This is a genomic window from Cohnella sp. SGD-V74 (assembly GCF_003001675.1).
Taxonomy (GTDB): Bacteria; Bacillota; Bacilli; order Paenibacillales; family Paenibacillaceae; genus Cohnella.
This window is the reverse complement of sequence record NZ_PVYW01000015.1, coordinates 133,237-153,537: the sequence shown is the minus strand read 5'-3', so window position 1 is coordinate 153,537 and position 20,301 is coordinate 133,237. Positions and strand designations below refer to the sequence as shown.

Genomic DNA, 20,301 nt, shown 5'->3' with positions numbered 1-20,301 from the left:
CAGCCAGTACGAGGCATTACGAATTGGCTAAGTACATGTCTCCTTATTTCGATGTCACGTTATGGGGCAGCAACTTCATACACCACAACAAAACGTTCCGTTTTGAAAAGCGGTTCAAAACCTACGAAGAAACGCTGGAAGGCTTTCAGATGGTATGGTTGGCGAGCAAAGCTTACAGAGACAATGGTGCCGCTCGAATCTTAAACATGATGCTGTATGCAGTCACCTTATTTTTCAAAGGGGTATTTCGAAGGAAGAAACCGGATGTAATTATCGGTTCATCTCCGCCTTTATTCGCTGCCTTTGCTTCGTGGATGATTGCCAGATGCCGGGGAGCGAGATTTGTCTTGGAAGTGAGGGATTTGTGGCCGGACTCCTTGGTCCATATCGCTGGCGACAACAAGAAGCTTATAGTCGGCATGCTCAAGTGGATGGAAAGATTTCTATATCGTCACTCCGACAACGTGATCGGACTCACCGAAGGAATTGTGGAGAAGCTAGTCGAACGAGGCGTTCCGCGGGAAAAAGTTGCGTTTGTTCCAAACGGCATTGATTTGGAGACCGAGGGACGACAATGCGCGGATAGGCGTGCGCTTCGAGAGAAACTAGGTTTCGGGCCTGCCGACAAGATCATGATGTATGCTGGAGCTCATGGGCCTGCTAATGATCTGGGGCAACTGCTCGAAGCCATGAAGTGCCTTCAAAATGAGAGCAGCCTCAAACTCGTCCTGATGGGCGAGGGGGTCGAGAAGGCAAGGTTAATAGAATTGTCCAAACAGCAACATTTACATCAAGTTGTTTTTCTCCCTGCGGTCCCGAAATCTGAAGTCCAGACGTATTTATCCATCGCTGACGCCTATATTATTTGTTTAAAAGATATTCCTCTGTTTGAAGGGGCGTTACCGAACAAATTGTTCGACTATATGCTGCAAGACAAGCCGATTATTTCCACGGTTGCAGGCGAAGTAGGGCGGTTTCTTGTTAGGCACGGATACGGTAGATATGGCAATATGAAAGAGCCAGGAGAAGCTTTCTTGGCAACGGTGATTCGCAGCATCACGAACGATAAGCCGCCGAAGCAAAAAAGCTCCGAGTACGTGAGAATGCACTTCTCACGCAAGGCGCAAACGGAAAGCCTCGCAGCGATGTTACAAACCCTAGTGCATAAAAAATAATAGGAGTGAATGATATCAATGGCGAATTACATTCATCCCGATACATTTATAGGCGAGAATGTGACTTTCGGTTACAATTGCATCGTCGAAGCGGGGGTCCGTATCGAAAACAATGTTACGATCGGCCACAACGTTATCATCTATGCAGACACGGCAATCGGAGAGGGCAGCATCATTCACGACAACGTCGTCATCGGCAAGAAGCCGATGCGTGCAGCAAGATCGATCATGAAAGAGCAAAAGCATTACGAGCCTGCGGTTATCGGAGCAAGGGTTACCATTGGAACCAACGCGGTAATCTATGCCCAGTCGAAACTGGAAGACGAAGTGTTCGTGGCCGATCTCGCAACGGTCAGAGAAAATGTATCTATCGGAAAACAAACAATCATAGGCCGAAACGTGGCAGTAGAGAATGAATCAACGGTAGGGGCATACTGTAAAATTGAAACAAATGCCTACATTACCGCGTTTTCTACTATAGAAGACTATGTATTCGTAGCTCCTGGGGTTGTAACAAGCAATGATAATTTTATCGGGCGTACGGAAAAGCGTTTTGCTGAATTTAAGGGGTGCACGATTAGAAGAGGCGGTCGAGTAGCGGCGAATGCCACCTTGCTGCCGGGAGTGGTTGTTGAGCCGGAAGCCGTTGTCGGAGCGGGGAGCGTTGCCAGAAAAACTCTGAAATCGGGAATCATCTATGTCGGTAATCCGGCAAGGGAACTCCGAGCGGTAGATCCTGAGCAACAACTGTCAGAGTCTGAATAGCTGTTTTCTCGTCTATCGACAAATTATGATACAATGAGGGCATCAGCTTTAAGTCGGGAGATTGTAGGATATGCCTAATATTCAAGCAAAGAAAACGTTCAAGTCGCTATTGCTAATCGTTGATGTTTTGCTCATTTTATTGGCTTATTTAGTAGCCTTCGTCTTGCGTTACGATGATATCCCGCAACGCAACTGGGATTCTTTTCAGTCGCTTATGCCTTGGATCGCGCTGCTGGGTCTTTTTTTTCTATCCATTAATGAGCTCTACTCGATTAACCGGAAGACGATCTGGGATATGATGCGCAGCTTATTCGTTTCTATGACTTTGCTTGCATTCTTGACCATGTCTATTTCCTTCTTGTTTCGAGAGTTCGCGTTGCCACGATCGGTTATTTTGATCGCTTATTTTCTTACTCTTATTTTCTTGAGCACGTGGAAAGCTTTTTTCGTTTTTCTCGGGCATAGGAATGAGACGGTTAAGACTTTACTCGTAGCCGAAGAGGAAGAGGCGGGAAAGCTTATCTCGCAAATCAAGATTGCCGCGCTCAGAACCAAAATCTCCCATATTCACCCTAATACGGAAATAAATAGAATATTTCAACTTATCGAATCCCATGACAATATTATGTTGAGTTCTAACATGGATCAGGAGCTCAAGTCGCTCATTTTGTATCACGCTATGAAGAGAAATAAAACGATTTATGTAGTGCCCTCTCTTTATGATTTGTTACTGACCAAATCGACGATAACTTCGGTGCATGATTCGATGGTTATGGCGGTTAGACCCTTCGGCCTTACAATCGACGAAAGAATCATAAAACGCGCTCTCGATATCGTATTGTCGGTAATAGGATTAATCGTGCTATCGCCCGCTATGCTGTTTACCATGATCCTGATTAAAATCGACAGCCCAAAAGGCAGCGTATTCTATAAGCAAACGAGAATCGGGCAAAACAATAAGGAGTTTACTATTATTAAATTCAGATCTATGGTACAGGATGCGGAAGGTTCCACCGGTCCTACGCTTGCTACTCATAACGATCCCCGAATTACGAAAATCGGCCGTTATCTTCGAAGATGGCGCCTGGATGAGCTTCCGCAGATCGTTAACGTGCTGAAAGGCGAAATGTCTATCGTAGGACCAAGGCCGGAGCGCGAATTTTTCACGAAATCGCTAAACCAACAATACGATTCTTATCAATATCGCAATACGGTAAAACCCGGAATAACCGGCTACGCTCAGATTATGGGGAATTACACGACCAATGTACAAGATAAGCTGGTGTTCGACCTATACTATATCCGAAACTATTCTCTATGGATGGACATCGTAATCATGATTCGAACGCTATCTGTAGTGATGGACCGCACCAAGGCTGAGGGACATAGTCCTAAATCGGATCATTCCAATGCTAAATCTGCAATTCGGATCGATTCTTAAAGTAGTAATTAATCATCTCTTCTAGCCCATGTTCGAGGCTGTACTTGGGTTCCCAGCCTAATTCGTGACGAGCTTTATAGTTGTCCATTCGGCTGTGGACAATATCCCCAGTTCTTGCGGGACAATAAGTTGGTTGAAACGGACGTCCGGTTAACTCACACATGGTTTCTAAAAGTTGATTAATTGACGTTTGGCGACTACAGCTAATGTTATAAACTCGGTTCGTCCCTAAGGTGATGGCTTGGAGATTGGCGCTCACGATATCTTTTACATAAATAAAATCCCGAGAGTGGTTGCCGTCACCATAAATAACTACATTTTCACCTCTCAGCAATCGGCTTAGAAAGGCGGAGACGACACCTCCTTCACCTTTCGAGCTTTGCCTTATACCGTAGGCGTTTGAAAAGCGAAGAATGGTGTATTCAAGGCCATATTGTTCGGAAAAAAGTTCAATGTATTTTTCCGGAACGAGTTTGGATAATCCGTAGAAAGAAATTGGGTTATTAGGATGTTCCTCGGTAAGCGGTAGATTTTTCGGCGTCCCATAGACTGCGGCCGTAGAAGCATAAATCAATTTTCTTACCCCATAGTCGGTACAACATTGAAGGACTCGCAAGGTTCCGATAATGTTTGCTTCAGCATCAAGGCTTGGATTCGTTATCGACGTCTGAACATCAACTTGTGCTGCATAATGAAAAACGATTTGGGGACGAAATTCCTGAAACGCTCGTTCTAACGTATTATCGAGAATATTTAAGTTATAGAATTTTACCGATGAACTAAGTGAGCGGCGAGCTCCGGTAGAGAGGTTGTCAATAACCGCAAGGTTGTATCCTTCTTGCAGCAACGCATCCACTAAGTTTGAGGCAATGAAGCCTGCACCGCCAATAACCAGCACGTTCATAAGATCGATCCTTCCAGTTTGGCAATTAAGCATGCTAGTATTATACCAAACAAGTGAATAATTCACGATGAAGGGCGATGCTTCTAAAGCTGAATCTTCCTTCTATCGCAACTAATAGTAGAATAACACGTACAATCTGATAGAACTTGTCGAAACGGGAGAGATGAACTTGCCAAAGACAAAGAAGTGGACGATCTGGGCAGCGACGGCGTTACTGGCGATTATAATTGGAACGATTAGCATAATGTCGACGGTCGAAGCGGATGGGGGTTCTACGCCGGGTTCGGTGGACGATCCGTTGGTGACGAAAGCTTATGTGGATGCTGCTGTTGAGAAGTTAGTGAAGCAGGAACTGGAGAAAATCGGATCGACCGGCGGTGGGGGATCTACTGCGCTTGAAGTCGTTACGGTACCCTGGGGATCGAAGCTCATCGTGGGAGACGGCGGCGAGATGATCGTACGTTCGGGGAAAGCGATCGCTTACAGCTCGGATGCCAACGGTTTGTCGGATTTGACGGACGGTACGGACATTAAGCCGGGCAAGGCGGTAGGCAATAATCATCTCATTCTTAACCCGAGAGGGGAAAGAGGAGTCGAGGCAGATCCTAAACAAGCGAAAGGGCTGATCGTCCTCGTTCGGGGCGAGTACAAGCTTCTGCAATAGCTATTATACCTTCATATGCCGACTGCCGATCCTTAGGGACGGCAGTTTTTTATGCCTTCAAGCCCATGACCGAGAAGGCCTCACTGAATACCCTGTAGAATGCCGTATTACGGCAACTATCGAATACGGGTGATCGAGTGAAAGTCATGGAGGGAAAGCTTGCAGGCGTTAAATTAATCGAACCGACCGTGTTCGAGGATTCCCGCGGTTATTTTCTAGAGAGCTATCAAGCGAATCGTTATACGAAGATCGGTCTGCCGGAGTCCTTCGTTCAAGACAACCATTCGTTGTCGAAGGAAGCTGGAGTGATTCGTGGGCTGCATTATCAGCTTCATCCACAGGCTCAGAGCAAGCTAGTTCGTGTGACGGCGGGGGCAATCTATGATGTCGTAGTGGACATCCGCCAAGGTTCACCTACTTTCGGCCAGTGGGAAGGCTTCGAGTTGTCGGCGGAGAACAAGCTGCAATTGTTTGTTCCGGCTGGTTTTGCTCATGGGTTCTGTACGTTGGTTCCAAATACCGAGGTGCAGTACAAGGTGGATCGGCCATATTCCAAGGAGCATGATAGAGGAATTCTCTGGAATGATCCGGCGATTGGGATTGTGTGGCCAACGAGTAATCCTATTCTCTCGGACAAAGATGCGGGGCATCCGGTTTTAGCGCAAGCAGAGTATAATTTTAAGGTTTAAGGGTGGTTCAGCATGAGATTGTTTGTTACGGGCGGTGCCGGATTTATCGGCAGTAATTTCGTTCATTATATGCGAAATCAGCATGAAGATTATCAGCTAGTCAATGTCGATCTGCTCACCTATGCAGGAAATCCGGATAACTTGCAGGGAATAATGGAATGGTCGAACTATCGGTTCATACAAGCAGACATCTCCGATGCAGTAAAGATGGAGACGATCGTCGGTGAAGGCTTCGATGCGATCATCAATTTCGCCGCGGAATCGCATGTGGATCGAAGCATTGCCCATCCGGGTTTATTTGTGAGAACGAATGTTACAGGAACGCAAGTTCTACTCGATCTAGCGAGAAAGTACAATGTTCCAAGGTTCGTGCAAATTTCGACGGATGAAGTTTACGGTACGCTTGGAGACGTCGGACTATTTTCCGAAGAGACGCCGTTAGCCCCCAATAGTCCCTACTCGGCCAGCAAGGCCGGGGCGGATCTGCTCGTTCGTGCCTATCACGAAACGTACGGAATGCACGTCAATATTACGCGTTGCTCCAACAATTACGGGCCATATCAATTTCCGGAAAAGCTAATTCCACTCATGATAACCAAAGCGCTAAGGGATGAACCTCTTCCAGTGTACGGAGATGGTTTAAACGTAAGGGATTGGTTGTACGTGGAGGATCATTGCCGTGCGATCGATCTGGTTTTGCACAACGGGAAAAAGGGTGAAGTGTACAATATCGGCGGCAATAACGAGAGGACAAATCTTCAGGTCGTGAGTACGATTTTGAAGGAACTGGGGAAACCGGATTCGTTAATTGGCTTTGTCGAAGATCGCCTGGGACATGACAGAAGATATGCGATAGATGCCTCCAAAATTCGCCGAGAACTTGGTTGGCAGCCTCAATATGATTACGAATCCGGCATCAAGAAAACGATCGAATGGTATCTGCAGCATGGAGAGTGGCTGGAAAGAATCGCTTCCGGAGCTTATCGACAATGAGCAATCAAAGACAGATCCTTCTGGTGACCGGTGCAGGGGGTCAACTCGGGCTAGAGCTCGTTCATATGAACGTTGGCGATATCGAAATCATCGGGAAAAATCGATCCGAGTTGGACATTACAGACTTTGAAAGCTGTGAGAAGGTATTCAGGTCGCTAAAGCCGGACATCGTCGTTCATGCAGCGGCTTATACGGCTGTCGACAAGGCTGAGTCCGAACCGGAAGCGGCCTGGGCGATTAATGTCGAGGGAACATGTAACGTGGCAAAGGCAGCAGAGGCTGTTGGAGCTAAGTTCTGCTATATCAGCACGGATTATGTGTTCGATGGAAAAGGAAACATGCCCTATGCGGAAAACCATCCGACCTCCCCGCAATCGGTCTACGGAGTCACCAAGCTGGAAGGCGAGCGGAAAGCGAGCGAGTTTTCCTCGAAATGTTTTATTGTTCGAACGTCTTGGGTGTATGGAAAATATGGCTCCAATTTCGTGCATACGATGCTGAAGCTTGCGACAAGCAAAAAAGAGATAACGGTTGTGGATGATCAGATTGGATCGCCGACCTACACTTATGATTTAGCCCTATTTATTGCCGATTTGGTTCGATCCGAAAAATATGGCGTGTATCATGCTTCCAACAGTGGAAGTTGTTCGTGGTATGAATTTGCCAAAGCCATCTTCGAAGAAGCGGGAGAGGAATCGATCGTCGTTCATCCATGCTCCACGGAGCAATTTCCGAGGCCGGCGCCCCGTCCAACCTTTTCGGTGCTCGGCCAAACGGCTCTAATCGAAGCAGGATTCACTCCGCTTAGGCCATGGCGTGATGCTTTGCGCGAATATTTGTCGCAGCATGCCGACTCCTACATTTTCCCCGGCAAACCATAATGTAATACGCCTTGAAGAGGAGAAGCCGAGCCATAATAACGGCATCAACTTCAAGGAGGAATCGATCATGGCCAGAAGGAGCAACAAGCTTGTCGTACCGGAATGCGCGAACGCGATTAATCAGATGAAGTACGAAATTGCATCCGAGCTCGGCGTACAAATCGGGCAGCATGCGGAAGGCTTCGATACGGAATTCGCGGGGGAACTGGGGAGCATAGGAGCGGCCGCATTCGGGCAAGCTTATCTTGGCGACTTATCCTCGAGGGAAGCGGGATCTCTGGGCGGCGGAATTACGAAACGCCTTATTCAGCAAGCGCAACAAACGCTCCTATAAAATAAGGCTGAAGCTGCTGGCATGACGGGGCTGCTGTCCGTTGACACCCCTCGACAATTCCGGTATCATTATAAATCGAAGGTTAACTTTAACAGCCTTTTCCAATTGGGAAAGGTTGATTTTTATATGTGGAGGTTGGAGACTTTGGCGATTAAGGGCCGGCATCTCTTCACGTCTGAATCGGTCACGGAAGGCCATCCGGATAAGATTTGCGATCAGATTTCCGACGCGGTATTGGATGCTTTCTTGGAAGCTGATCCTTATGCTCGCGTAGCGTGTGAAGTATCCGTAGCTACAGGACTTGTACTCGTGATCGGTGAAATCAGCAGCAGAGCCGATTTTATCGATATCTCTTCCATTGCACGCCGCACGATTAAGGAAATCGGGTATACTCGCGCGAAATACGGGTTTGATTCCAGCACCTGCGCGGTTCTGACTTCTCTGAACGAACAATCCGCGGATATCGCCCAAGGTGTTAACGCTGCGCTCGAATCCCGTGATGGGAAGGACGTGCAGCAAGAAAACGAAGACATTGGCGCCGGTGATCAGGGCCTCATGTTCGGATTTGCTACGAACGAGACGCCTGAGCTGATGCCATTACCAATCGCATTGGCCCACCGTCTGTCCCGTCGTTTGTCGGAAGTGCGCAAGAACGGCAAGCTCGCGTATCTCCGCCCGGACGGCAAAACTCAGGTTACGGTACAGTACGATGATGGCAAGCCGGTGCGCGTAGACACGATTGTCGTATCCACGCAGCATTCCGAAGACATTACGCTGGAGCAAATCCAGAAGGATATTCGCGAACACGTCATTTATCCAGAGGTTCCGGCTGAGTGGTTGGATGACGAGACGAAGTTTTTCATCAACCCGACGGGCCGTTTCGTAATTGGCGGACCTCAAGGGGATGCCGGTCTGACAGGGCGTAAAATTATCGTCGACACGTACGGCGGTTATGCTCGCCATGGCGGCGGCGCTTTCTCCGGCAAGGATCCGACTAAAGTCGACCGTTCCGCGGCTTACGCAGCTCGCTACGTGGCTAAGAACATCGTTGCTGCCGGCCTCGCCGACAAATGCGAAATTCAGCTTGCTTACGCAATTGGAGTAGCGAGCCCGGTATCGATTAATGTCGACACTTACGGCACAGGCAAAGTAGATGAGGAGAAATTGGTCGAACTGATCAAGAGTAACTTCGATCTTCGCCCTGCGGGGATCATCAAGATGCTGGATCTGCGTCGCCCGATCTACCGCCAGACAGCTGCATACGGTCACTTTGGCCGCACGGACGTCGATCTTCCTTGGGAGCGTCTGGATCGCGTAGAGGCTTTGAAGCAAGGGGCTTTGGTGTAAAGTTATTGAAAATACAGAAGCGCATTGTACCGGAAATCGGGACAATGCGCTTTTTTATGTCGAAAACTAATGATGTGCTGCATTTTGGCCGAAGAAATAGGTAAGTATGTTCATTTTCGGGAGGTCATTCGGTTGCAACGAATTCGCACTCTATCTCTTATTTTAACAGTTGCGCTACTTTTACAAACTTTTGCTTTCCCGGTTGCCGAAGCAGCCCCCAGTGGGCCGGTAGTTGTCGCTATGACTCCGAGCAATGGCGCAACGGCTGCTGTCACGACGACCAATCTGATGCTTACATTTGATGAGGAGATTGTCCGGGGAGCGGGGATGATCGAGCTTCGCGATGCCGATAGCGGAACGCTCGTAGAGCAGTATGATATTTCAGCAACTACTCCTCCTGTCGTTCAGTTGGATACTCAAAATAAGTCCATTGTCATTACGCCAACTACAGCCTTAACGTCAGGAGCACGTTATTCGGTTATCGTGCCTTCTGATGCGGTTCGCAACTATTCTAATAACGCATCATTCGTAGGGACTGCTTGGAGCTTCCGGGCGGAACAACTCGTTCCGGTTGCCATGAACTTCGTGCCTGCGAATGGATTTGAGACGTTGGATCCGGTGAATCCGGGCAACCTTTCCTTTGAATTTGTAAGAAAAGTCGTGAAAGGCTCTGGTTATATTCAGGTTAAAAGAGCTTCGGATAATGTTACGGTGCATTCGGTTAGCATTCAGGCAACGGACGTGACAGTTGCCCAGGTTGGGGCGAATTGGAGAGTCAACCTGGCCCTTAAGGGATTGGAATATGGGAAGTCCTATTATGTCCTGATCGACTCCGGGGCGCTCGTTGATCCGCTAAACGGGGCGTATTCCGGAATACAGTCGTCCGGCGGGTGGACGTTCAAAACCAAGTCCGCACTCGATACAACCAAACCGAAAATCAAAACCTTTAATCCAGCCAATAGCGGGGTTCTGGCGGATGTGAATGCCACACAAATCTCGTTCGAATTCGATGAACCCGTCTTTGCCAACACTAACCGAAGCGTCATTCTTACAACTTCGAGCGGTGCGCTGGTCTGTACAGTGCCCGCCATTGCAACCGTCGCAAATACGGGCAGTACCAACGCCGTTCTTAATCTTGCCGGGGCATCGTGTCCCAAATTCGTTAACAACACGGACTACACCGTACAGATCGGATCCGACGTTTACCGGGATGCAAGCGGAAACTATTTGGACGCCGTAACTTGGAAGTTCAAAGTTCTTAAGGACTCTACGCCTCCAGCGATCAGCGCTTATTTCCCGACTGTGTCGGCGACTGCGCTCAGTACTTCCTTAAACGAGCTTAGTTTGACCTTTAACGAGCCGCTAGGGCCGTTGGCCTCGGGGGCGACGGCGCAAATCTTCCCGCAAAACGCGCAATCGAGCAAGAGAGATTTGACGATGTCGATTGATCCGTCGAATAACCAGAAGGTTATTCTGAAGCTGACGGGGACTACAAAGCTGAGCAATTCGACTCTATACTCGGTGACCGTTCCGGCCAACGTCATCCAGGATACATCGGGTAACTTTTTCGGGGGCATAACGAATCCGTACCAATGGTCCTTCCAGACAGGAACGAACAGCGTCCCCGTCGTTAGCAGTTCGTCGATTAATGGAACATCCATCGTTTTAAAGTTCAGCGAGAACTTGGATTCGACAAAGACGCCAAACGCAAGCAATTTCTACGCTACCGTCAATGATGCTGCAAGAGCAGTGACGGGTGTATCCGTAAGCGGCAACGAGGTTCGTTTGACTTTGCAAAGCAGTGTGCTGGTTGGCCAAAACGTCAGGCTTTCCTATTATCCGGATACGGTTGTTGCCAGAAGATTGCAGAATACAAGTGGCATAGAAGTCGCTGCTTTCAATAATCTGCTTATAACGAATTCGACGGATTCCACCCTGCCCAAGCCAGAGAACGGGTATTTCTATGGAAGTTCATTAACTTTGACGTTCAATAAAGCTCTGGCGGAAGTGGCTCCGCAGTTTCAAACCCAGATTCAGAGCCAGTTTACCGTGAAACAGAACGGCAACGTCATTGGGATTAACTCCGCGTTTTTGAGCGGTAACTTCTTGACGATGACTTTGAATTCCGCATCGACCAGTTCGTTGCCAGTATCGGTATCGTATGCTCCGGGCTCTTACCCGCTTCGTGATCCAAGCGGAAGCATGGTTCCGGCGTTTACGGATTATTATGTTAGAAATCAATACGACAACGAGCCGCCGCAGTTGCAATCGGCCGTCTTAAACGGCACTAAGATTGTCATGACTTATAACGAAGGGCTGAATCCGAATAGCGTTCCGCCAACCACTGCGTTTTCAGTAGTTACTACGGGGGTAACCCCGCCGACTGTGACGAAGGTCGCGGTAGCGAATAATACGGTTGAGCTGACGTTGTCTCAGAGCGTCTCGTCTAATGTTCCTGTCTTGTTGTATTATTACCAAAGTTCGCCGGCGATCCTGGATCTGTCCGGCAATATTGCTCCGGCGATCGTGGGCTACAACTTTACTTCAGGTTCCAGCGATGTCGCTCAGTTGGCGTCGTCCAGTATCTTGAATAACCAGTTGACGCTGGTCTACTCTGCTCCGCTGAATCCGAATACGGCCCCGTATGCTTCGCAGTATACGGTCAAATATGACGGGGCAACGATTCCTGTGACCGGCGTATCTGTGGCCGGAACTCAAGTCGTTGTGAATTTGTCGTCTGCAGTTGGCGCAGGTCAAACGGTGACGGTGAGCTACATTACGTCGGGGAACCCGTTAAGGGATACGCTTGATCGAATCGTTGCCGCGCTTAATAATATTACGGTAGGCGCGCAAACGGGTACGCCGATCGCCAACTTGCCGGATTATCTGGAATCCGACGGAGCGGGAGCTGTCAGGCTGGTCGTCGGCAAGGCGGTAACGGCAACAGCGGCGGTTACTCCATCCGGAAAAGCCGCAAAACGTTATGTGGTGGATGCAAATAAGCTGGCGGCCTCCTATGCTTTGATTAAGTCGAATAGCGGCGTTACCGTTCCGCGGGTATCGGTTCGTATCCCCGCGACGGAGGCGGGAGCGCTCGTGAGTCTTCCGATTCAATCGCTGATCTCTTCGGCGACAAACGTATCCAATGCGGAGTTCCTGCTCGATTTTGGAGATGTACAGTTTAACCTGCCGTTAAATGCGATCAACTTTACGAAACAACTGCAGCAAATCGGAGGCAATAATTCGAGCGATGCCGCTCTGCTGTTAAGCATCGAGAAGGTATCGGATACTTCGTTCATTGCGGCGCTTGCCGGTCAGGGCGCACAGAGAGTGGCTGCTCCTGCAGATTTTACCGCGTCGATTCTATTCGGCGGAAGAGAATATCCGATTACTAACTACGATAGGTACGTAACGCGTTCATTTGTAATTCCTGCATCCGCTGGATCGCTTGATAACTTGGCCGTCGTATATCTCGATCCTGCAACAGGCAAGATCAGCTATGTGCCGACTACGGTTACGAATAATGGGACCTCGTTGTATGTGAATTTCATGCGTAAGGGCAACAGCAAGTATGCGGTAGTTCGCAAAACGATGCAGTATGCCGATATGAGAACGCATTGGGCAAATGGGGACGTATCGTTACTTGCTTCGAAGTTTATCGTGGACGGGACTACGCCAACGACATTCTCTCCGAAAGCTAACATTACCAGAGCGGATTTTGCGCAGTATATCGTTCGGGGATTAGGCTTGAGCGGCGATCGTTCGGCTGCGGGCAAGTTCTCGGACGTGCCGGGCTCCGGCGCATCTGCCGCATACATCGGGGCAGCGAGCGCAGCAGGAATCGTCCAAGGAGGAACGGACGGCAAGTTCAGGCCGAATGCGCCGATTACGCGCGAAGAGATGGCAACGATGATGGTACGGGCCATGGCTGTCGCCGGAGTTCAACAGTCCGCCGACAGCTCCAACCTGAACCGCTTCAACGACAGGGGAAGCATCAGCAGTTGGGCGAGAGACGGCGTGTCGATCAGCGTGCAGGCTGGCATTATCGGGGGAGTGACGCCTACCACGATGAAGCCGAAGAGCAATGCGACCCGGGCGGAAGCTGTCGTTATGATTAAAAGGTTGTTGGAGTTCGTAGAATTTATTGATTCCTAAGAACGATTGAGAGAAGGTTTTCGATGAATCACTCTCGAATTGCCGAGGCAGGGTTGGCCAAACCCGGAACAACCCTCCGCTATCCTTTCGATCCGGATCTGCCCGTGCTGTTCGTTGGGAGCAAGATGTTCGCGCTGCTCGGGCATACGGGGGATCGGGAGAGCATTAACCTGAAGGCGGATCCGGAAGAGGCATGGCTGCTTAGGCAGCAATATCCTGAGGCGGTGCTGCCGGGATACCATATGAACAAGAAGCATTGGAACACGGTCGTCCTGGACGGAACGGTGCCGGAAGATGAAGTGTTCGCGATGCTGGAGCAATCCTATCAACTCGTGAGGAGTAAGCTGCCTAAGCGAGAGAGGGACGAGATTCCGGATTAAGAGAGAAAGAGCGGCGAGCGATCGTCGTTCTTTCTTTTTCCCTATATAAAATTTCAAGATAACGGATCCGGAGTGTAACTTTTGGCCTCTTAATGAGTCTAATAGAGTAGGGATAATAGGAAGTTTGCTAGCAACGTCTGCCAACGAGGCGCCGGAGCGGGACTTCTCCCAAAATCCAATAGACTTACAGGAGAACAGAAGTACATGCGATTATTCACTTCACAAGCCCGACAGAAGCGTTCCAGATTCGTGTTGCCTTTTCTCGCAGGAGTGTTGGTGTTCACCGGTCCCGTCAGCACGGGATTCATCTCCGTTCCCCACGCCGTCGCCGCGACGCAGCAGTCCGCGGTCACCTATAAGCTCTTCAAGCAAAATGAAACGATCGTAACTTCCGGAGTTCGTCAATTGACCTACGCCTGGATCCCGTCCGACACTTCGATTCCGACCGAAGTCTTGCACGTTCTGCAAGTGGACCTCAAAAATCCGTACGTTCAGCTCAATGCGATGGGAGGGCCGAAGGGAAGCGTGACCGCGAAGCAGTCGGTTGGCGCAATGACGAAAGAAACGGGCGCAGTTGCGGGCATTAACGGAGACGTGTTCCGCACGGCAAGCGGCACGGAAGGCGTGCCGATGGGCGCACAGATTACTTCGGGACAGCTCCTTGTCAGCACAGAGCAACTGCAGGGAATGTATGCGTTCGGGGTGACGAAGGATCGCCAGCCAATTATCGAAAATTTCGTGTTTACCGGTACGGTAACGGCGGTGGACAAAGGAGTCTCTTACCCGCTGGCGGGGTTGAACAAGTCGGCTTATCGCACGGAGCCGGACAAAGCTTACAGCCATGTTAACGCGCTGTACATGTATACGAGCGCCTGGACTGCTGCGGAGCGGCCGGCGAACAGCGCGGCTACGCCGAACGAGGCGCTGATCGTGGACGGTGTCGTGACCGAGGTTGCCGTAAGAGGAGCGATCTCGACTCCGATTCCCGAGAACGGATTTGTGCTGCGGGGCCACTACGGCAAGGATTCCGGCAACTTCGTCGCCAATCTGGCGGTCGGGGAGCGGATTAACGCGGACTACTCTCTGACGACGGCCGCAGGCAAGGTCTACAACCCGTCCGACTTCCAGATGATGGTGAGCGGACATACGCTGCTGATGGACCAGGGGGCGCCTGCCTCCTTCACGAGAGACGTCAATGGACTAAGCGGGTATGCGGATCGCGCCCGTACGGCCGTAGGCTTTTCCAAGGACGGTTCTACGGCATACTTGCTTACTGTCGAAGAGAACGGAGGCCGCAAAGGCGTCACGCTGAAAGAACTGCAGCAGATGCTCAAGGAACTCGGCGTCTGGAAAGCCGTCAATCTCGACGGGGGCGGCTCGACGACGATGGTGACGCGGCCGTTGGGGGATTTCCAAACGCAGCTCACTCATCCGACTTCTTTCGGGACGACGCAGCGTCTGGTGACGAACGGGATCGGCGTCTATACCACCGCACCGCAAGGCTCGTTGAAAGGCATCGTGGCCAGCGGACCGGAAACGCTGTTCATCGGGCAGCAGGCGAACTACTCCCTCAAAGCGTACGATACGTATTACAATCCGATTGATCCGAACGGCCTGACGCCGGCCTGGAGCATCGACAAGCAGTTGGGTTCGTTCGCCAACGGCACGTTCCAAGCCGCGAAAGCCGGATCGGCTACGGTCAGCGTGAAATCGGGAAGCGCAAGCGATTCTCTGAAGCTGGAGATCGTCGGCGAAGCGCAGGTCGCCAAGCTGATCGTCGAGCCGAGCTCGACGCTGCTGAAGCCGGGAGCGGTGATCAACGTTCCGGTGAAAGCGCAGTTGACGGACGGGCGGTTGTTGTCCGTACCGGCGTCGTCCGTGACGTGGGAGTTCCGCGGATTCACGGCAACGGCGCAAGACGGCAAGCTGACGGTGAACAAGGTGCAGAACAACGTGGCCGCGGGTTACGCCATCGCGCGGTATGACGGCTTCGGAGCGGTAGCCGTGCTGGCGCCGGGAACGGAGCAGCTGCTGGAGGACTTCGAGAAGGCGGCTTACAACGTAGGCTTCTCTGGTACCCCTGTCGAGACGGCCGGATCGGCAGCGATCGTCACCGGGATCACCGGACGCGAGACGTCGAAGGTGCTGGCGATGGACTACGACTTTACGGTCGGAGCGGGCAAGAGGTACGCCAACGCCGTTCTGAACGACGGCAAAGGCATCGCGATCAAAGGCTCTCCGAGCGCCATCTCGATCGACGTGCTGGGCGACGGCGGCATGCACTGGCTGAGGGCCGAGTTCATTAATGGTGACGGCAAGCCGGCTTACGCCACGATCGCCGATAAAGTAGATTGGACCGGCTGGAAAAATATCCGCTTCGACCTGGCTCAAGCGGGACTGAAGGGCGAAGCCAAGCTGACCAAGCTGTATCTCGTCAATCAGGAGAATGATCAGGACGAGCGCTCGATGCTGGGCCAGATAGCCTTCGACAATCTCGTGCTCCAATATCCTCCGGGACAAATTGAAGTCTCCAAGCCGACGATCGTCATGACAGTCGGGAAGAAGCAGGCTACGGTCGACGGGAAGCAAGTGACGCTTCCGGGGGCTCCTTTTATCCAGAAAGGAACGAACACGAACTATTTGCCGCTCCGCTTTGTCGGAGATACGCTTGGGGCTCAGGTAGTTTGGAACAATGCGGATAAGAGAGTAACGGTGCTGCGCGGGGACAAAATGCTGGAGCTGTGGGTCGGCAAGGACACGATGACGGTAAACGGAGTACGCCAGGCGATGCCGGCGGCCCCCCTGCTGATCAAGGGCAGCGTCTATGTTCCGGTTCGTCTCGTATCCGAGCAGCTCGGGCAGAAAGTAGATTGGGAGAACAAAACTCAAACGATTACAATTCGTTAATTTTAGACCGAAAGTCCTATTCCTCTCTCGATGAGACTTCAAAATATGGTATGATGTAAACATTGCTAGCAAGTGAGATCGGCTGTAGTCTGATAGAAGATGATTTTAGACGGCGTCTTCGAGTAGGGGAGTAATTAGCGTGGATTATCATGTAGACCAGATAGACCGCGTCATCCAGAATGCGATTTCCGTCATGGAAGACAGCAAGGTCCAAGTGTTCGAAATCTGCGAGGCTGCCCGTCGGGAGCTGCTCTCCCTCACGCACGAGTTGGAGACCGTTCTGCAGGAGACGTCGGATACGATAGACAAGGTAGATCGCATAGAACGGGATTACCGGCTGGCGAGAATCCGGCTCACGGAAGTGAGCCGGGATTTCGTCCGGTACTCCGAGCAGGACATCAAATCGGCATACGAGAAGGCGACGCAGCTCCAGCTCGACTTGATGGTCTACCGGGAAAAGGAAAGCTATCTGAAAGCCCGGAGAGACGAGCTGCAGATGAGAGTGAAGGGCGTAGAGTTGTCTATCGAACGCGCGGATACGATCAGCCTGCAGATGAGTGTCGTGCTTGACTATTTGTCAGGGGACTTGACCCAGGTTACGCGAATACTGGAATCGGCGAAAAATCGTCAGATGATCGGTCTCAAGATCATTCTGGCCCAGGAAGATGAGCGCAAGCGAATTGCTAGAGAAATTCACGACGGACCGGCCCAGTCGCTGGCGAATCTCGTTCTAAGAACGGAAATTGCCGAGCGGATGCTGGACACGAACGATCTTGAACTCGTGCGCAGCGAACTGATCGATCTGAAGTCGCAAATCCGGATCGGGTTGGAGGAAATACGGAAAATCATTTTCAACCTTCGTCCGATGGCTTTGGATGATCTCGGTCTGGTGCCGACGCTTCGCAAGTTCGTGCAGGACTTCGAGGAGAAGACGAGAATTCGTTCTGTATTTGAGACGTCGGGCAAGGAGAAAAGGTTGCCGAACGCGATGGAAGCGGCCATGTTCCGGCTCGTGCAGGAAGGCTTCAACAACGCGCTGAAGCATGCGCAGTCGACGTTCGTCTCGCTTGAGCTGATCTTTCTGGACGACACCGTCCGGATGTTCATACAAGATAATGGAGTCGGGTTCCATCCGGATATCGTGGAGGCCCGTTCCAAATCGCATTCCCATTTCGGCTTGATCGGGATGAAGGAGCGCGTGGATTTGCTGCAAGGCAAGATGGAGATCGAATCGACGATCGGCCAAGGCACGGTAATCAAGATCAATGTTCCCATAAAAGCGGATTCAAGAAAGGAGTTAATCGCGCATGGAGAATAAGACAGCGGCACGTACGATTAAAGTGCTCCTAGCCGACGATCATCAGCTCTTCCGCGAAGGATTGAAGCGGATTCTGAACATGGAGAGCGATCTGGAGGTTATCGGAGAGTGCGGCGACGGAATTCAGGTGCTGGAGTTCTGCAACCGGGAGAAGCCGGACGTCGTACTGCTCGACATTAATATGCCGATCGAGAACGGCGTGGTGGCGACCGAGAGGTTGCGCGATATTTTTCCGGAGATTAAGGTCATTATCCTCTCGATTCACGACGACGAGAGCTACGTGTTCGAGACCCTGCGCAAGGGCGCGACGGGGTATCTGCTCAAGGACATGGAAGCGGAGTCGCTGGTTAACGCCATCCGCACAGTCGCGGAAGGACATGCTTACATACATCCGAAAGTAACGGGCAAGCTGATCAATCAGCTTCGCCGCATGACGTATCTCGACGAGATCGGCGCCACTTCGGGGGCAGCTGCCAGCCGGGAGACGGTGACGAAGTTCATCCCGCGCGGGAACAACCCGCTCACTCGCCGCGAGGCAGAGGTGCTCCGGCTTATGGCCGAGGGCAAGAGCAACAAGACGATCGGGGAGAACCTGTTCATCAGCGAGAAAACGGTCAAAAACCACGTCAGCAGCATTCTGCAGAAGATGGAAGTGGACGACCGCACGCAGGCCGTCATCAATTCGATCAAGTATGGCTGGGTGACTTTGTAATACATAATAAGCGAATCGCGGTTTCCGGCTTAGGGCTTGGGGATCGCGGTTTTTTTTTGTGGGGTGGGAGGCATGTCAGCGAGCGAGTTTGCCCAGTGCGGAACCCTCGATGGACCGGCGGCATATATTGTGGAACGAGTAGACGGTAAATGGGCTGGAGCGGATATCCGGCGTCGGGTCGGCCGTCGCTCACCTTCATGGCAAAGGAGGAGACGCCATGCTTCCCGAGCTGTTATGGATCGTCGGTTTATACGTTGCCGCCGCGGCATTCGCGCGCTGGATCATTCGTCGAAGCTCTGGCGGGGGGCGCCGCCATTACGTGCTGGTCGCGGGAAATCATCAAATGCAGATAGAAGGGTATATCCGGGCGATTCAGCTTTTTTCGAGAAGGACGGGAACGGAGATCGGAATAACGGTCGTGCTTGATCGGTCTACGGATGAGACGGAGCCGATTTTGGAGCGTATGGCTCGTAAGGATTCGGGCATCGAGTGGATGAGGCGGGATTGTTCCGAGAGCAGCGGGCATAGAGAGTGTGGTCGGGGAGAAGAGTCGATCGGATCGATCGCTGCTGCGGAGTCGCGCGTTGTGTGGGTTGAGTTGGCTCGTCAGGAGGATGTTCGGCGGTTGCCTTTATAGAAAGTGTGAGAAAGAGAGAGACTGGGGAGTAGAGAGAGAAGCTGGAGATGCGTTGCATGTTGAGGAAATACATGATACGATATTAGAAAATAAATCAGGCTCGGCCGTGAAGCACACGCCGCTCTTTCTCCGGATGGGGAATGGGCGGCTTTTCTGTTTTGTTGGTCGGTGGTGGGGGAGGAGCGAGGGGATGAATGTAGATCACGATATTCTCCGATCTGGTCGGGGGAACGACGGAACGGGTCGATTTAGCCGTGGAGACGATGTTGTTGGAGGAGGGGGGAAATAGGGAGCGACAGGAAGACAAAACACTGATTATTATCCATCTGGAACCGCAGTCCTACTATCAAGAGGATTTCCCTGAAAGGATGTTCCTGTACTCCAGCAAGCTGTACGAGAAGTACCGTCGTCGGATTCTTCCGATTGCGGTTTTCAGCCACACACGGCAGGAGAAAGAGCCGAATCGGTTCGGCTGGTCTTTCCCGTTCTTGAAGGTGATGAATTTCCGATATTATTCGCTCCAGTTGCGCAAGAAAGGCTGGCGCCGATTCGTTCGGACCGATAACCCCGTGGCTGCTGCGCTTTTGAGCAGTATGGGATATAATAAAAAGCAACGGGTTGCGGTAAAGTTTGAATTTCTTCGCATGGTGACTCGTCTGCGGTTGGATCCTGCCCGGATGAAGCTGCTGACCGTTTTTTTCGAAACTTATCTACAATTAACGACTTCTGAGAACGAGCAGTTGCTCAAGAAAATAGATCGAACTAACCTGAAAGAGGAGGTTGCGATGATGGAATGGATGACGTCCTGGGAGAAGATGGGTTTGGAGAAAGGCTTAAAACAGGGGAGAGAAGAAGGTGTGTTGAAAAGCAAAGAGGAAATTGCTGCAAAAATGCTGGCCAAGGGACTTGATCCGGCCATGGTGGGAGAAGTGACCGGATTGTCTGCCGACAAGATTAACAAGCTTAAGGAATCGGTTCATTAGTTGGTTATATCCAGAT

Annotated in this window: 17 protein-coding genes; 16 read left to right on the top strand and 1 reads right to left on the bottom strand. The window is 51.1% G+C overall.

Annotation, left to right across the window (positions count from 1 at the left end):
- Nucleotides 1–23: 23 nt before the first annotated feature.
- The 3 genes from B0G52_RS22170 (at nucleotide 24) to B0G52_RS22160 (ending at nucleotide 3,381) form a co-directional block, all read left to right on the top strand.
- Entirely contained in the window at nucleotides 24–1,175 is a 1,152-nt protein-coding gene (locus B0G52_RS22170; RefSeq protein ID WP_158223822.1) for a glycosyltransferase family 4 protein, read from the top strand.
- A gap of 18 nt (nucleotides 1,176–1,193) precedes the next feature.
- Nucleotides 1,194–1,940, top strand: a complete 747-nt coding sequence (locus tag B0G52_RS22165) for an acyltransferase (RefSeq protein ID WP_094047573.1) — start codon at nucleotides 1,194–1,196, stop codon at nucleotides 1,938–1,940.
- A 70-nt stretch (nucleotides 1,941–2,010) separates the two neighbouring features.
- Nucleotides 2,011–3,381, top strand: coding sequence for a sugar transferase (locus tag B0G52_RS22160; protein WP_094047572.1), 1,371 nt, complete (start codon nucleotides 2,011–2,013; stop codon nucleotides 3,379–3,381).
- Here the strand turns inward: B0G52_RS22160 and B0G52_RS22155 are convergent.
- Nucleotides 3,353–4,285, bottom strand: coding sequence for an NAD-dependent epimerase/dehydratase family protein (locus B0G52_RS22155; RefSeq protein ID WP_094047571.1), 933 nt, complete (start codon nucleotides 4,283–4,285; stop codon nucleotides 3,353–3,355). The two genes, B0G52_RS22160 and B0G52_RS22155, sit on opposite strands and share 29 nt — an antisense overlap.
- A 169-nt stretch (nucleotides 4,286–4,454) precedes the next feature.
- Here B0G52_RS22155 and B0G52_RS22150 point away from each other — a divergent pair, with 169 nt between their 5' ends.
- The 13 genes from B0G52_RS22150 to B0G52_RS22090 all read left to right on the top strand — a co-directional run bounded on the left by B0G52_RS22150 (nucleotide 4,455) and on the right by B0G52_RS22090 (nucleotide 20,285).
- Nucleotides 4,455–4,949 (top strand): hypothetical protein, encoded by a 495-nt coding sequence (locus B0G52_RS22150; RefSeq protein ID WP_094047644.1) that lies wholly within the window; start codon nucleotides 4,455–4,457, stop codon nucleotides 4,947–4,949.
- A 146-nt stretch (nucleotides 4,950–5,095) separates the two neighbouring features.
- Nucleotides 5,096–5,638 carry a dTDP-4-dehydrorhamnose 3,5-epimerase gene (gene rfbC, locus B0G52_RS22145; protein ID WP_106359411.1) on the top strand — a complete coding sequence of 181 codons (543 nt, stop codon included), beginning with the start codon at nucleotides 5,096–5,098 and terminating at the stop codon, nucleotides 5,636–5,638.
- Nucleotides 5,639–5,650: 12 nt separating this feature from the next.
- Complete coding sequence (gene rfbB, locus B0G52_RS22140; protein WP_094047569.1) at nucleotides 5,651–6,631, top strand: dTDP-glucose 4,6-dehydratase; 981 nt, start codon at nucleotides 5,651–5,653, stop codon at nucleotides 6,629–6,631.
- Nucleotides 6,628–7,512 carry a dTDP-4-dehydrorhamnose reductase gene (gene rfbD, locus B0G52_RS22135; protein ID WP_094047568.1) on the top strand — a complete coding sequence of 295 codons (885 nt, stop codon included), beginning with the start codon at nucleotides 6,628–6,630 and terminating at the stop codon, nucleotides 7,510–7,512. The genes rfbB and rfbD overlap by 4 nt, the downstream gene beginning before the upstream one ends.
- A gap of 67 nt (nucleotides 7,513–7,579) precedes the next feature.
- Nucleotides 7,580–7,846, top strand: a complete 267-nt coding sequence (locus tag B0G52_RS22130; RefSeq protein WP_094047567.1) for an alpha/beta-type small acid-soluble spore protein — start codon at nucleotides 7,580–7,582, stop codon at nucleotides 7,844–7,846.
- 144 nt (nucleotides 7,847–7,990) lie between these two features.
- The gene (metK, locus tag B0G52_RS22125) at nucleotides 7,991–9,193 is read left to right on the top strand and encodes a methionine adenosyltransferase (protein WP_094047566.1); all 1,203 of its coding nucleotides are present in this window, start codon (nucleotides 7,991–7,993) and stop codon (nucleotides 9,191–9,193) included.
- 84 nt (nucleotides 9,194–9,277) lie between these two features.
- Nucleotides 9,278–13,348 (top strand): Ig-like domain-containing protein, encoded by a 4,071-nt coding sequence (locus tag B0G52_RS22120; protein ID WP_158223821.1) that lies wholly within the window; start codon nucleotides 9,278–9,280, stop codon nucleotides 13,346–13,348.
- A gap of 23 nt (nucleotides 13,349–13,371) precedes the next feature.
- Entirely contained in the window at nucleotides 13,372–13,728 is a 357-nt protein-coding gene (locus tag B0G52_RS22115) for an MmcQ/YjbR family DNA-binding protein (protein WP_094047564.1), read from the top strand.
- A 204-nt stretch (nucleotides 13,729–13,932) separates the two neighbouring features.
- Nucleotides 13,933–16,635, top strand: coding sequence for a stalk domain-containing protein (locus tag B0G52_RS22110; RefSeq protein ID WP_094047563.1), 2,703 nt, complete (start codon nucleotides 13,933–13,935; stop codon nucleotides 16,633–16,635).
- Nucleotides 16,636–16,774: 139 nt separating this feature from the next.
- Nucleotides 16,775–17,953, top strand: a complete 1,179-nt coding sequence (locus B0G52_RS22105) for a sensor histidine kinase (protein ID WP_094047562.1) — start codon at nucleotides 16,775–16,777, stop codon at nucleotides 17,951–17,953.
- Complete coding sequence (locus B0G52_RS22100) at nucleotides 17,943–18,665, top strand: response regulator (protein ID WP_094047561.1); 723 nt, start codon at nucleotides 17,943–17,945, stop codon at nucleotides 18,663–18,665. The genes B0G52_RS22105 and B0G52_RS22100 overlap by 11 nt, the downstream gene beginning before the upstream one ends.
- 217 nt (nucleotides 18,666–18,882) lie before the next feature.
- Complete coding sequence (locus B0G52_RS22095; protein WP_094047560.1) at nucleotides 18,883–19,302, top strand: hypothetical protein; 420 nt, start codon at nucleotides 18,883–18,885, stop codon at nucleotides 19,300–19,302.
- A 254-nt stretch (nucleotides 19,303–19,556) separates the two neighbouring features.
- Entirely contained in the window at nucleotides 19,557–20,285 is a 729-nt protein-coding gene (locus B0G52_RS22090; protein ID WP_143762616.1) for an RpnC/YadD family protein, read from the top strand.
- The last annotated feature ends 16 nt before the right edge of the window (nucleotides 20,286–20,301 follow it).

Excerpts from the sequence above, each read along its gene's own strand:
- B0G52_RS22165 (WP_094047573.1), top strand. The coding sequence starts at position 1,194 with ATGGCGAATTACATTCATCCCGATACATTTATAGGCGAGAATGTGACT.
- B0G52_RS22160 (WP_094047572.1), top strand. The coding sequence starts at position 2,011 with ATGCCTAATATTCAAGCAAAGAAAACGTTCAAGTCGCTATTGCTAATC.
- B0G52_RS22155 (WP_094047571.1), bottom strand. The coding sequence starts at position 4,285 with ATGAACGTGCTGGTTATTGGCGGTGCAGGCTTCATTGCCTCAAACTTA.
- rfbC (WP_106359411.1), top strand. The coding sequence starts at position 5,096 with ATGGAGGGAAAGCTTGCAGGCGTTAAATTAATCGAACCGACCGTGTTC.
- rfbB (WP_094047569.1), top strand. The coding sequence starts at position 5,651 with ATGAGATTGTTTGTTACGGGCGGTGCCGGATTTATCGGCAGTAATTTC.
- rfbD (WP_094047568.1), top strand. The coding sequence starts at position 6,628 with ATGAGCAATCAAAGACAGATCCTTCTGGTGACCGGTGCAGGGGGTCAA.
- B0G52_RS22130 (WP_094047567.1), top strand. The coding sequence starts at position 7,580 with ATGGCCAGAAGGAGCAACAAGCTTGTCGTACCGGAATGCGCGAACGCG.
- B0G52_RS22115 (WP_094047564.1), top strand. The coding sequence starts at position 13,372 with ATGAATCACTCTCGAATTGCCGAGGCAGGGTTGGCCAAACCCGGAACA.
- B0G52_RS22110 (WP_094047563.1), top strand. The coding sequence starts at position 13,933 with ATGCGATTATTCACTTCACAAGCCCGACAGAAGCGTTCCAGATTCGTG.
- B0G52_RS22100 (WP_094047561.1), top strand. The coding sequence starts at position 17,943 with ATGGAGAATAAGACAGCGGCACGTACGATTAAAGTGCTCCTAGCCGAC.
- B0G52_RS22095 (WP_094047560.1), top strand. The coding sequence starts at position 18,883 with ATGCTTCCCGAGCTGTTATGGATCGTCGGTTTATACGTTGCCGCCGCG.